The organism is Nocardia sp. NPDC058244 (genome assembly GCF_042882065.1).
Taxonomy (GTDB): Bacteria; Actinomycetota; Actinomycetes; order Mycobacteriales; family Mycobacteriaceae; genus Nocardia.
In genome coordinates, this window is sequence record NZ_JBHVWX010000002.1 from 389,494 (window position 1) to 402,252 (window position 12,759).

The 12,759-nt window shown below is 70.7% G+C and carries 11 protein-coding genes and 1 riboswitch; of the genes, 5 read left to right on the plus strand and 6 right to left on the minus strand.

The window, feature by feature from the left end; translation table 11 throughout:
* Nucleotide 1: 1 nt before the first annotated feature.
* The 3 genes from ACFVW6_RS08050 to ACFVW6_RS08060 all read right to left on the minus strand — a co-directional run bounded on the left by ACFVW6_RS08050 (nt 2) and on the right by ACFVW6_RS08060 (nt 3,177).
* Nucleotides 2-1,771 carry an MDR family MFS transporter gene (locus ACFVW6_RS08050; RefSeq protein WP_378825038.1) on the minus strand — a complete coding sequence of 590 codons (1,770 nt, stop codon included), beginning with the start codon at nt 1,769-1,771 and terminating at the stop codon, nt 2-4.
* Complete coding sequence (locus ACFVW6_RS08055; protein WP_378825035.1) at nt 1,768-2,262, minus strand: MarR family winged helix-turn-helix transcriptional regulator; 495 nt, start codon at nt 2,260-2,262, stop codon at nt 1,768-1,770. Before ACFVW6_RS08055 ends, ACFVW6_RS08050 begins: the two co-directional genes overlap by 4 nt.
* A gap of 93 nt (nt 2,263-2,355) precedes the next feature.
* Nucleotides 2,356-3,177, minus strand: coding sequence for a crotonase/enoyl-CoA hydratase family protein (locus tag ACFVW6_RS08060; protein ID WP_355280860.1), 822 nt, complete (start codon nt 3,175-3,177; stop codon nt 2,356-2,358).
* Between the two features lie 107 nt (nt 3,178-3,284).
* Here ACFVW6_RS08060 and ACFVW6_RS08065 point away from each other — a divergent pair, with 107 nt between their 5' ends.
* Both ACFVW6_RS08065 and ACFVW6_RS08070 read left to right on the plus strand, forming a co-directional pair.
* Nucleotides 3,285-3,761, plus strand: coding sequence for a YbaK/EbsC family protein (locus tag ACFVW6_RS08065; protein WP_355280861.1), 477 nt, complete (start codon nt 3,285-3,287; stop codon nt 3,759-3,761).
* Nucleotides 3,762-3,924: 163 nt separating this feature from the next.
* Nucleotides 3,925-4,392: a flavin reductase family protein gene (locus tag ACFVW6_RS08070; RefSeq protein WP_378825706.1), complete on the plus strand. Its 468-nt coding sequence runs from the start codon at nt 3,925-3,927 to the stop codon at nt 4,390-4,392.
* 60 nt (nt 4,393-4,452) lie between these two features.
* On the opposite strand, the gene ACFVW6_RS08075 is transcribed toward ACFVW6_RS08070, so the two are convergent.
* On the minus strand, nt 4,453-5,769 hold the full coding sequence (locus ACFVW6_RS08075; RefSeq protein ID WP_378825032.1) for an aminotransferase class V-fold PLP-dependent enzyme: 1,317 nt from the start codon (nt 5,767-5,769) through the stop codon (nt 4,453-4,455).
* 47 nt (nt 5,770-5,816) lie between these two features.
* Nucleotides 5,817-5,931, minus strand: a riboswitch (SAM riboswitch).
* A gap of 227 nt (nt 5,932-6,158) precedes the next feature.
* Here ACFVW6_RS08075 and ACFVW6_RS08080 point away from each other — a divergent pair.
* The 3 genes from ACFVW6_RS08080 to ACFVW6_RS08090 all read left to right on the plus strand — a co-directional run bounded on the left by ACFVW6_RS08080 (nt 6,159) and on the right by ACFVW6_RS08090 (nt 12,031).
* Nucleotides 6,159-6,593, plus strand: a complete 435-nt coding sequence (locus ACFVW6_RS08080) for a MarR family transcriptional regulator (RefSeq protein ID WP_355280866.1) — start codon at nt 6,159-6,161, stop codon at nt 6,591-6,593.
* A gap of 156 nt (nt 6,594-6,749) precedes the next feature.
* Nucleotides 6,750-10,676, plus strand: a complete 3,927-nt coding sequence (locus ACFVW6_RS08085) for a Pls/PosA family non-ribosomal peptide synthetase (protein WP_378825029.1) — start codon at nt 6,750-6,752, stop codon at nt 10,674-10,676.
* Nucleotides 10,676-12,031 carry a M1 family metallopeptidase gene (locus ACFVW6_RS08090; protein ID WP_378825027.1) on the plus strand — a complete coding sequence of 452 codons (1,356 nt, stop codon included), beginning with the start codon at nt 10,676-10,678 and terminating at the stop codon, nt 12,029-12,031. Before ACFVW6_RS08085 ends, ACFVW6_RS08090 begins: the two co-directional genes overlap by 1 nt.
* On the opposite strand, the gene ACFVW6_RS08095 is transcribed toward ACFVW6_RS08090, so the two are convergent.
* Together ACFVW6_RS08095 and ACFVW6_RS08100 are read right to left on the minus strand one after the other, a co-directional pair.
* Complete coding sequence (locus ACFVW6_RS08095; RefSeq protein ID WP_355280869.1) at nt 12,016-12,201, minus strand: hypothetical protein; 186 nt, start codon at nt 12,199-12,201, stop codon at nt 12,016-12,018. The genes ACFVW6_RS08090 and ACFVW6_RS08095 overlap by 16 nt on opposite strands.
* Before the next feature lie 38 nt (nt 12,202-12,239).
* On the minus strand, nt 12,240-12,701 hold the full coding sequence (locus ACFVW6_RS08100; RefSeq protein WP_355280870.1) for a DUF2752 domain-containing protein: 462 nt from the start codon (nt 12,699-12,701) through the stop codon (nt 12,240-12,242).
* Nucleotides 12,702-12,759 lie beyond the last annotated feature (58 nt).

The window sequence follows — 12,759 nt, forward strand, 5'->3', positions numbered from 1 at the left end:
ATCATGCCGGGGGCGCCCCGGCGCGGACGCGGCCACCCGCGTCGTCGCTGCGATCGGCATCGGACTCGGTCGTCTGGGCCGCGGTATCGGCGAGCGCGCCTGCCGCATCGGCGGCCTTGGTGTCACCGGCCGCCTGGATGCCGCCCTGCATCCGCAGCGGGGCCTCCTTCCAGAACAGCACCAGCAGCAGCGCGAGCGCCGCGACCGCGGTCGCCACCAGGAACACCGTCGACATCGAGTCGGCGAAGCCCACCTGGAACGGCTTGGCCAGCACCGGGTTCAGCTGCTGGATGATCGAACTGTCCTCGAGCACCTGGCCCGCCGCCGAGGTGTCGTGCGCCAGCAGCCCCTCGGCCAGCGCGGCGTCGGCCGGGTTGGCGCTCTGCGCACCCGTGACCACGGCCTGCTGGTAGGTGGGATCGGTGGCCGCCTGCTGCATCTGCTCGGTGATGTTCGGGGTGAGCAGCGAGAACAGGATCGACAGGAAGACCGCGGCGCCGAGGGTGCCGCCGATCTGCCGGAAGAACGTGGCCGACGCGGTGGACACGCCCATATCCTTGGGCGGCAACGCGTTCTGCAGCGCCAGCGTCATCGGCTGGAGCAGATTGCCGAGACCGAAGCCGGTCAGCGCCATGAAGATCATCGCCAGCCACAGCGGGCTGTCGGCGTCGAGCAGGTGCAGCAGGAACAGGCCGATGGTCAGCGTGATCGCGCCGATCACCGGGAAGGCCCGGTAGCGGCCGGTCTTCGAGATCAGCCTGCCCGACAGGATCGAGCCGAGCATCAGGCCGAGCACCATCGGCAGCATCTGCAGACCCGCCTCGGTCGGCCCGGCGCCCCGCACGACCTGCAGGTACTGCGGCAGCAGCAGCATCCCACCGAACATGGCGGCGCCGACGACGAACGAGATCACCACGCCGAGCGCGAAAGTGGTGTTCGAGAAGATGCGCAGCGGGATCAGCGCCGCGTCACCCATGTACTTCTCCACCGCGACGAACCCGACGACGCCCACCGCGCCGATCAGATAGCAGATCACCGACGCGGTACTGCCCCAACCCCATTCGCGCCCCTGCTCCGCCACGATCAGCAGCGGCACCAGGCCGATCGCGAGCACCAGCGCGCCGGCGAAGTCGATGCGGTGGGTGGCGTGCGGCTTACGCGGCAGCTGCAGCACCCGGGTCACCACGACCAGCGCGAGCAGTCCCAGCGGCACGTTCACCAGGAACACCCAGCGCCAGCCGGTGATGCCGAGGATGGTGTCCTGCCCGGCCAGCAGACCGCCGAGCACCGGCCCGAGCACACTCGAGATGCCGAATACGGCGAGGAAATAGCCCTGGTAGCGGGCCCGTTCCCGGGGACTGATGATGTCGCCCATGATGGCCAGCGCCAGCGACATCAGACCACCGGCGCCCAGCCCCTGGAACGCGCGGAAGGCCGCCAGCTGGTACATCGACGTGGCGAACGTGCACAGCAGCGAGCCGATGACGAACAGCCCGATCGCGGTGAGGAAGAACGGCTTGCGGCCGAACATGTCCGAGAGCTTGCCGTAGAGCGGGGTGCTGATCGTCGCGGTGATCAGGTAGGCCGTCGTCGCCCAGGCCTGCAGCGAATAGCCGTGCAGGTCGTCGGCGATGGTGCGGATCGAGGTCGACACGATCGTCTGATCGAGCGAGGCCAGCAGCATGCCGAGCATGAGGCCGGACAGGATGGTCAGGATCTGGCGGTGGGTGAAGCCGGCGGGTGATTCCACCGGGGCCGCGGTTGTCGTCACGAATCGTTCTCCATCGCGGTAGTGCTCAGTGCGGTCGAGCGGGTCAGCAGGGTCGGGCGGGCCGCGTCGTAGTCGTCGACGAAGCGCGTCAGCAGCGCGGCGAAGGTCGCGCGGTCCGCACCCGACCAGTCCTCGGTGACGATGGCGACGGACTCGCGGCGGCGGGTCCGGATGCGTTCGGCGACCTCCCGGCCCTGGTCGGTCACCTCCAGCACGGTGGCGCGGCCGTCGTCGGGATCGGCGACCCGGCGCACCAGCCCGCGTTCGACCAGCTGGGCGACCTGCCTGCTCACCGTCGACGCGTCCGAGTGCACCGCCTCGGCGAGCGCGCCCGAGCGCATCGGCCCGTCACAGACCAGCCGGAACAGCACCACGAAGCCCGCCGGGTCGATGCCGGAGCGGTCCTTGATCTGGGCCAGCGTGCGGTCCCGCAGCCGGTGCAGCCGGACGAGCTGGACCGCGATCGCGTCGATCGAGGGCTCGTTCTCCACCAATGCTCTTCACCTTTACTTGCATCAATCAATTAGTTGTGTGATGCAAGTATGTAGACAGAACGGTCACCGGGGCAACCGTTTGAACTACCTTTACTCGCCCTTGAACTCCGGCGCGCGCTTCTGGAAGACGGCCGTGATGGCCTCGGTGAGGTCCTTGGACGGCAGGAACGCCGCGTTCCAGGTCGACACGTAGCGCAGGCCGTCGGCCACCGCGGGCGCGGTCCGGTGCTCGAGCACGTCCTTGATGCCCTGCACCACCAGCGGCGGGTTCTCGGCGATCTCGCGCGCCATCGCGTGCGCGGCAGCGACCACGGCCTCCTGATCGGCGAACACCTCGTTGACCAGGCCGATCCGCTCGGCGCGCGCGGCGTCGATGTCCTTGGCCGTGTAGGCCAGCTCGCGCAGGTTGCCCTCGCCGATGATGCCGGGCAGCCGCTGCAGCGAGCCGATGTCGGCGACGATCGCGACCTTGGCCTCGCGCAGGCTGAACTTGGCGTCCTCGCTGGCCAGCCGGATGTCGGCGGCCGCGATCAGGTCCAGGCCACCACCGATGCACCAGCCGGACACGGCCGCGATCACCGGCTTGGTGCACTCGGCGACCGCGGTCACCGAGTCCTGCATCCCGCGGACCACCTTGAGGAACTCGGTGCGCGGCGCCGCCTTCGCGTCGTCGGCCAGCACGGGCGCGAGCATGCCGCCCATCGCCGCCAGGTCGAGCCCGAAGGAGAAGTGCTTGCCCGCGCCGGTGAGCACCACGGCCCGCACCTGCGGGTCGGCGTCGAGCTCACGGAAGATCTCCGGCAGCTCGCGCCAGAAGTCGGGTCCCATCGCGTTGCCCTTACCCGGCCCGGTCAGTGTGACCTGGGCAACGTGGTCGGCGATCTCGACGGTGAAGGCCTGCCAATCAGTCATGTGCCGAGTCTATTGGCGCGCTGCCAGGGATGCGCGCAGGCCCTGGGGTCGACCCCAAAAATCCACTCCCCCGGCATATTTCCCGCAATCGTCCTACTCTGGATTTCATGCGCAGGTCGTCTCTTCCGGCGGTCGCATGCCGCGTCGCCGATACGCTCATCGCCCGCGGGCATCACGGCGTCATCGTTTCGCCGGAAACGCCCGCTGCCACCGCCGCCGATGCCGCCCGCGCGATGGGCGCCCATCCCACCGCGATCACCACCTCCCAGGTCTTCCTGCTCGACGACGATCCCGTCCTGCTGCTGGTCGCCGACCATCACCAGGTCGACCTGACGCGCACCGGCAAACGCCTGGAGGGCACCCTCACGCCCGCGCCCACCGCCCTGGTCGAGCGCATCACCGGTCAGCCGATCGATGGCACCGCCCCCGTCGGCCACCCCACCAACCTGCCCACCTGGGTCGACACCGCGCTGGCCGAGCACACCGAGGTGTGGGCCGCGGGCGGGCATCCGAACACGGTGTTCCGCACCAACTTCCGCGAACTCGTGCGGATCACCGCCGGGCTGCCGATCGAGGTCGACTGAGCCGGAGCCGGTGTGATGCGCGCCCACCCGGCCGACCGGACCCTGGGCGCGGTCGCGGCACGGGCGTAGTTTGGGGCGGGTGAGTGAAGTGCGACGTACTCCGTCCGAGCTGGTGGTTCCCGACGATCTGAGCGGGATCACGGCCGAGCAATACCGGGAGTCGATGCGGCACTATCCGGCCGGTGTCACCGTGGTGACGATCGGCGCCGAGCACGGCCCGGTCGGCTTCACCGCCACCTCCTTCGCCTCGCTGTCCCTCGAGCCGCCCCTGGTGTCGTTCAACATCGCGCACACCTCGTCGAGCATCGAGGCCCTGCGCGCCGCCGACTCGGTCGTCATCCACTTCCTCGGCGAACACCAGCACCACCTGGCCCACCGCTTCTCCCGCACCGCCGCCGACCGCTTCACCGACCGCTCCCTGTGGACCACCCTCGACACCGGCGAACCCGTCCTGCACGGCACCCCCCTCTGGCTCCGCACCACCCTCCACCAGCTCATCGACATCGGCGACCACACCCTCGCCGTAGGCCTGGTCACCCGAGTCCACGACCAAACCCACGAATCCCCCACCGCCGCCCCCCTCCTCTACTACAACGGCAAATACCACCGCCCCACCGCCCTCGACACCTGACCGGCGGAAAAGACGAGCCCGGCCCCGCTATCCAGGCGGGACCGGGCATGCGAGGTGAACTCAGCCGATCAGGCAGGGGGCGGCGCCGGTGAGGGTGTCGGTGGTGAGGGGGCGGGTTTCGGGGGTGGGGTTCCAGAGGCCGTCGGTGGCGGCGTAGGTCCAGGTGGGGCCGGAGTCGGCGAGGGTGGTGATGGCGGCGATCAGGCGGTCCACGTCGGCGGCGGTGGTGCCGAGGCCGATGCTGGCGCGCAGGGCGGCGTCGAGGCCGAGGGCGGCGAGGAGGGGGTGGGCGCAGAAGCGGCCGTCGCGGACGCCGATGGCGTGTTCGGCGGAGAGGTAGGCGGCGACCTCGCCGGGGGCGCGACCGGCGACGGTGAAACAGACGATGCCGACGGCGTCCGGGCTGTCGGACCAGATCCGCACCAGATCGACACCGGGGATCGCGGACAGTCCGTCCCGCAGCCGGTCGGCCAGGAACCGCTCGTGCGCGACGAGATCGTCCGCGTCGATCGCGGCGAGCGCGTCACAGGCGGCGGCGATGGCGGCCGCCCCCAGCACATTCGGCGACCCGGCCTCGTGCCGCTGCGGCGCCGCGGCCCAGTCGACCTGCGCCACACCGACATTGCGCACCGCGCCACCACCGGCCAGGTGCGGCTCACCGGCATCGAGCCAGTCCCGCCTGCCGACCAGCACCCCGGCACCGAACGGCGCGTACAGCTTGTGCCCGGAGAAGGCGAGATAGTCGATCCCGGTCTCGCGCAGGGAGATCCGGCGATGCGGCGCCAGCTGCGCGGCGTCGACGAGAATCCGGGCGCCGCACAGGTGGGCGATGGTCGCGAGCCGCTCCAGCGGCAGCACCTCACCGGTGACGTTGGAGGCCCCGGTCACCGCGAGCAGAGCGGCGGGCTTGCTGCACAATTCGGCGACGACCCGCCGAATGGTCTCCTCGACGGTGTCGGCGGCCCGCACCACCCGGCGCCCGTGCGCGGTCCACGGCAGGAAGTTCGCGTGGTGCTCGATATCGAGCACCACGGTCTCCCCCGGCACGCACCCGGCCAGCAGGTTCAGCGAATCGGTGGTGTTGCGGGTGAACACGACGACCTGGTCGTCGGCGGCATCGAGGAACCGGGCGACCGCGCCGCGCGAGGCCTCGTAGCACTCGGTGGAGATCCGCGAGGCGTACCCCGCCCCGCGGTGCACGCTGGCGTAGTACGGCAGCAACTTCGAAATCCGGTCGGTGACCTGCTGCAACGCCGGCGCGCTCGCCGCGTAGTCGAAGTTGGCGTACGCCTCGGTCCCGCCCTGCACGAGCGGAACACGCAGGTCCGCACCGGACACGGTGGCCAGGGCACAGGTGGGGTCGATAACTGCGGTCATGACGAAATCCCGTCGGCTCAGGGACTCGTTCCCGAAAGGGTGCTGCGAGTCCGCGCTTGCCGCGCCCACTGCGGACGGCGGCCTGGTCGTCACCCGGAGCACCCCACCGCGGAGGAGGGTTGCCGACCAGCTAGCCGGGGCTTGTCGCTGGTACTCGTGACCTGTTTCGAGAGTGACAGACGATCCCGCGCGCTGTCAACCACCCCCGATCGGCGCGCCCGAGCCCGACGCGAATCGCCGACGTCGCGGCACGGAACCCCAACGCCCACACCGACACCCGGTGATTGCCCACGGATTGCCCATACGTGTTCACCGCGCAACCATCTCCACACCCCATTGTGGATCACCCAAATGATTGAGTTCCCCCACTATCTGTTAGGGTGGCCGTCATGTCCACGAACTCGAACTCCGTCCGCGGCCTGCCGCGCTATCCGGTGTACGCGCTCGGACGGCTCACCAAGGCACTGCACGCCGAGATCGATGTCCCGTTGCGCGATCACTGGGTGCTCACCTTCATCGAGGAGAACGCCGACCTGACACAGAAGAAGGTCGGCGACGCCCTCGGCATCGACCGCAGCGAAGTCGTCCGGCTGGTCGACGCGCTGGAACGCGCCGGCCTGGTCGAACGCACTCGCGACGGCACAGACCGGCGCAAATACCGGCTGCGGATCACCGAGGCCGGGCGCAAGCAGTGCAAGCGCACCGACCGGCTGATCGCCGAGGCCACCGCGCGCGTGCTCGAGCGGCTCGACCCCGAGGAACAGCGCACGCTGCACCGGCTGACGCTGACCGCGCTCGGCGAGTCCCCGGACGCACCGTCGTGATCGGCGCCGACGGCACGCCTCGCGCTGCCGTCCGGCCACACCTTCTCCGAGTACCGTTGGCATCTGGTGACCATCCTGTTTGCCCTCCGGTAACCCGCCCGTGAAACAACAAACACCACCGATGGGGGTCGACCGATGAGAGGTGGACTGAGCGCCATGCTCGAGCCACGCACTGAGGACCCGGCGAGCCGGTTGCGTGATCCACTCCTGCGCGCCGACTTGGCCGCGCCGCCGCGCACCCTGGTAGACATCCTGACCAGCACCGCCCTGGCCCACCCCGACGCACCGGCCATCGACGACGGCACCGTCGTCCTCAGCTACATGGAGCTGATCGCCGCGATCGAGGCCAGGATGACCGAGCTGACCGCGGCGGGCGTCCGCCCCGGCGACCGGGTCGGCGTGCGGATGCCCTCGGGCAGCGCCGCGCTGTACGTCACGATCCTGGCCGTCCTCTACTGCGGCGCCGCCTACGTCCCCGTCGACGCCGACGACCCGGAGGAACGGGCCCGGCTGGTCTTCGGCGAGGCCCGGGTGAGCGCGCTGGCCACCGGCGACGGCATCGAGTCGGCCACCGCGGCCGCGGGCCGCACGCCCGCCTCGGACTGGAACACCCTGCCGACCCCCGCCGACGACGCCTGGATCATCTTCACCTCCGGCTCCACCGGCACGCCGAAGGGCGTCGCGGTCACCCACCGCAATGCCGCCGCCTTCGTCGACGCCGAGGCCGGGCTGTTCCTGCAGCGTGCCCCGATCGGCCCCGGCGACCGGGTGCTGGCCGGGCTGTCGGTGGCCTTCGACGCCTCCTGCGAGGAGATGTGGCTGGCCTGGCGCAACGGCGCCTGCCTGGTCCCCGCCCCGCGCGACCTGGTCCGCACCGGCGCCGACCTGGGCCCGTGGCTGATGCGCCGCGAGATCAGCATCGTCTCCACCGTGCCGACGCTGGCCGCCACCTGGCCCGCCGAGGCGCTCGACTCGGTGCGCCTGCTGATCTTCGGCGGCGAGGCCGTCCCGCCGGAACTGGCCGAACGTCTCGCCGGTGGCGCCGAGCGGGAGGTGTGGAACACCTACGGGCCCACCGAGGCCACCGTCGTCGCCTGCGCCGCGCTGCTCGACGGCGGCATGCCGATCCGCATCGGCCTGCCGCTGGACGGCTGGGACCTGACCGTCGTCGACCCGCAGGGCAACCCGGTGCCCGAGGGCGAGACCGGCGAGCTCGTCATCGGCGGTGTCGGCCTGGCGCGCTACCTCGACCCGGCCAAGGACGCCGAGAAGTACGCCCCGCTGCCCTCGCTGGGCTGGGAACGCGCCTACCGCAGTGGCGATCTGGTCCGCAACGACCACCGGGGCCTGATCTTCCTCGGCCGGGCCGACGACCAGATCAAGATCGGCGGCCGGCGCATCGAGCTCGGCGAGATCGACAACGCGCTGCAACACCTGCCCGGCGTCAGCGGCGCGGCCGCCGCCATCCGGACCACCAAGGCGGGCAACAAGATCCTCGTCGGCTACCTCACCGGCGCGGGCCCCGACTTCGACGTCAAGAAGGCCAGGGAGATTCTGGCCGAACAGCTTCCGGCCCCGCTGGTGCCGCGGCTCGCGGTCGTCCCCGACCTGCCGACCCGCACCTCGGGCAAGGTCGACCGCAACGCGCTGCCGTGGCCGCTGCCGAGCGCCGAGGACCAGGCCGAATCCGGTCTCGGCGGCACGGCGGCCTGGGTGGCCGGGCTGTGGGACGCCATCCTGGGCGCCGAGGCCACCGACCTCGACGCCGACTTCTTCGATCTGGGCGGCGGCTCGCTGTCGGCGGCCCAGCTGGTCGGCGCGCTGCGCGAGCGGTATCCGCACGTCACCGTCGCCGATCTCTACGACCATCCCCGGCTCGGCTCGCTGGTGGAACTGCTCGACGGCAGCGCGCCGGTCGCGGCGGTCGACGAGCGCGTCGTCGCGCCGACACCGTTGCGCGCGCAGCTCACCCAGGTGCTGGCCACCATCCCGCTGACCACCCTCACCGGATTGCAGTGGGTCACCTGGCTGGCGGTGGTGTCGGCGATCGCGGGCTGGTCCGGCTCGCTGCCGTGGCTGCCGCGGCTGTCCTGGTGGTGGATCGCGCTGGCGTTCGTGCTGTTCATCTCGCCGCTGGGCCGGATGACGCTGTGCGTCGCCGGCGCGCGCGTGCTGCTGGCCGGGCTGCGCCCCGGCACCTATCCGCGCGGCTCCCTGGTGCACCTGCGGCTGTGGGCGGCCGTGCGCCTGTCGGAGGCCAGCGGTGCCGAAAGCCTGTCCGGCGCACCGCTGATGGTGCCGTTCGCGCGGGCACTCGGCGCGAAGATCGGCAAGGGCGTCGACCTGCACACCCTGCCACCGGTCACCGGCATGCTCGAACTCGGTGACGGCGCCAGCGTCGAACCCGAGGTGGACCTGTCCGGCTACTGGGTCGACGGCGACCTCGTGCACATCGGCGGCATCACCATCGGCGACGGCGCGGTGATCGGCGCGCGCTCGATCCTGCTGCCCGGCACCAAGATCGGCAAGAAGGCCGAGATCGCGCCCGGTTCCGCGGTGTCCGGCAAGGTCAAGGCCGAACAGGAATGGGCGGGCTCGCCCGCGACGAAGGCGGGCAAGGCCCCGCGCCGCTGGCCCGACCACGCCCCCGAGCGGGCCCGGCACTGGCTTGTCGTCTTCGGCCTGTCCTCGATGGCGCTGGCCGCGATGCCGGTCCTCGGGCTGGCCGTCGGCGGCACGTTCATCGCCTGGTGGGTCCGCGAGGAGACCACCATCGGCGCCGCCGCGCTGCGCGGCTTCGCCATCCTGCCGGTGGCGACCCTGCTCAGCCTGGCCGTGTACGCCGCGGCCACCGTGATCGCCGTGCGCCTGCTCGGCATCGGCCTGCGCGAGGGCTACCACCCGGTGCGCAGCCGGACCGGGTGGCAGGTGTGGGCCACCGAACGCCTGCTCGACTCGGCCCGCACCTTCCTGTTCCCGCTCTACGCCAGCCTGCTGACCCCGCTGTGGCTGCGCCTGCTCGGCGCGCGGATCGGCAAGAACGTCGAAGCCTCGACCGTGCTGCTGCTGCCCAAGTTCACCGTGGTCGCCGACGGCGCCTTCCTGGCCGACGACACCATGATCGCCAGCTACGAACTCGGCGGCGGCTGGCTGCGCATCGGCGAGGCCAAGGTCGGCAAGCGCGCCTTCCTCGGCAACTCCGGCATGACCGCGGTCGGTCGCCGGGTGCCCAAGAACGGGCTGGTCGCGGTGCTCTCGGCAGCACCGAGCAAGGCCAAGGCAGGCTCGTCCTGGCTGGGCAGCCCGCCGGTGCGGCTGCGCCGGGCGGCCGAATCCAGCGACACCTCACGCACATTCGATCCGCCGCTGCGCCTGAAGGTGGCGCGCGCGTTCGTCGAGACCTGCCGGTTGATCCCGGTGATGGTGACCTTCGCCATCGGCCTCGGCGTGCTGTTCGTGCTGGCCCTGATCGCCCAGCACTCCGACTACCTCGTCGCGGCCCTGCTGTCCGGCCTGGTCCTGATGGCGGCGGGCGCGCTGGCCGGTGCCATCGCGGTGGCCGCGAAGTGGTTGCTGGTCGGGCGGATTCGGGCCGTCGAGCATCCGCTGTGGAGTTCGTTCGTGTGGCGCAACGAGGTCTCCGACGCCTTCGTCGAGACCGTCGCCGCGCCCTGGTTCGCCCGCGCCGCCACGGGTACTCCCGTGATGAATCTGTGGCTTCGCGGACTCGGTGCCAAGATCGGCCGCGGGGTATGGTGCGAGTCCTATTGGCTTCCGGAGGCAGACCTCGTGACACTCGGTGACGGCGCGACCGTGGAACGCGGCTGTGTGGTGCAGACCCATCTGTTCCACGACCGCATCATGTCCATGGACACGGTGACACTGGACGCGGGCGCCACCCTCGGCCCGCACTGCGTCGCCCTGCCCGCCGCCCACATCGGCGCGGGCGCCACCATCGGTCCGGCCTCGCTGGTGATGCGCGGCGACGTGGTCCCGCCGTCGACCCGCTGGTGGGGCAACCCCATCTCGCCGTGGTCCGGGACCGCCTCGACGCCGGAGTCGAGGCAGCGCGGAGCCGCCTGATGCGGAGCAAGTTCTACGAGGAACCGATCGACGCCTACCTGCCACAGAACGGCAATCGTGGGTACCGCGTGTCCAGGTACGAGCTGGAGCTGGGCTACCGGCCCGCCAGCAACCGGCTGGCCGGGCGCGCGGTGATCATCGCGGTCACCACCACCGTGCGTGGGTGGTTCACCCTCGATCTGTCGCAGGCGCTGACGGTGTCGAAAGTGCTGGTCAACGGGGCCAAGGCCGCGAAGTTCAGCCATCAGCAGGGCAAGCTGGCGATCACCCCGCAGCAGAAGATCCCCGCGGGCGGCGTCCTGGAGATCACCGTCCACTACGCGGGCACGCCGCGGCCGGTGCGCGGGCCGTGGGGCGAGGTCGGCTGGGAGGAGCTCACCGAGGGCGCGCTGGTGGCCAGCCAGCCCAACGGCGCCGCCTCCTGGTTCCCGTGCGACGACCATCCGAGTTCCAAAGCGTCGTACCGGATCTCGATCACCACCGACAGCCCGTTCTACGCACTGGCCAACGGCACCCTGGTCCGCAAGCAGGCCAAGGCCAGCCAGACCACCTGGGTGTACGAGGCGCCCGAGCCGATGGCCAGCTACCTGGCGACCATCCAGATCGGCAACTACCGCAAGCACCGGATCGGCGCGCCCGGCGAGCCGGTGCCGATGCAGGCCGTCATCCCGCAGCGGCTGCGCGCGACCTTCGACCACGACTTCGCCCGGCAGCCCGAGATGATGGCGCTGTTCACCGAGAAGTTCGGCCCGTACCCGTTCGAGAACTACACCGTGGTCGTCACCGACGACGAGCTCGACATCCCGATCGAGGCACAGGGCATCTCGGTGTTCGGCGCCAATCACTGCGACGGCAAGCGTGGTTCGGAGCGGCTGGTCGCGCACGAACTGGCGCACCAGTGGTTCGGCAACAGCCTGACCCTGAAGCAGTGGCGCGACATCTGGCTGCACGAGGGCTTCGCCTGCTACGCCGAGTGGATCTGGTCGGAGGCCGCCGGCGGACCGACCGCGGATCAGCTGGCCAGGGCGGCGCGGGCGAACCTGGCCAGGCAGCCGCAGGACATCATCGTCGGCGATCCCGGCCCCAAGGACATGTTCGACGACCGGGTCTACAAGCGCGGCGCGCTCACCCTGCACGCGCTGCGGCTGGAACTGCGCGACCACCTGTTCTTCGAACTCATCCGGGAGTGGACCGCGCGCTATCGCCACGCCTCGGTCACCACCGAGGAATTCGTGGATCTGGCAGGTCATTACAGTGTGGCGCCGCTGCGTCCGCTGTTCGCGGTCTGGCTCGGTACCAAGCCGCTGCCGCAGCTACCGCCGCTGGGCGGCCAGGCGCATCAGAAGACCAGGTAGCGCTGGGCGAGTTCCTCGACGAGGGGATCGTCGGACGGCACCATCTCGAGCGCCTCGAGATCGTCGGCCACCGAGATGCTGCGGGAGTCGTCGCGTTCGGGGTCGGGGCCGTCCTCGGCGAGCTGACGCTGCAACTTCCGCCGGACTCGATCCTTCAGTGAATCGCGCATGCCTCCAGACTGCCCGCCGATCCGCGCGGGCACCAGTATCAAACGGGCGTGAGCCACGTTCCCCACGGCGTGTTGCGCACAACGGTATAGACGGCAAGCAATCCGAAGAACGACCACACCAGCACCGGGCTCAGTCCGGGCACCCGCCAGCGTTGTCCGCGCCGGGCGCGCAGCAGCCAGTCGACGACGAACACCGCGAACGCCACGACCAGCGGCAGCACCAGCACATTGCTGTGCAGCGAATCGATGATCCGGCCGTCGGTCAGGTTGTGCATCGCCCGCATCCCACCGCAGCCGGGGCAGTACACCCCGAGCAACGCGTACACGGGGCACAGTCCGTAGGAACCCTCGACGTGCGGATCGCGGAAGTGCAGCAACGCGAGCGTGCCGACCCCGAGTCCGGCGGCGATCAGCGGCGGGGCGAAGCGCTGCCAGGCCGGGCGTGCCGGTTCCCGGTGCGGGGCGCCGGAGAAATCGGCCATGACGGGCGTGCTGTCCACGCTCCTACGGTAGCCGCGCCAGGTCGGGGCCGCCAGCATGCCCGGATCGCGACGGCAC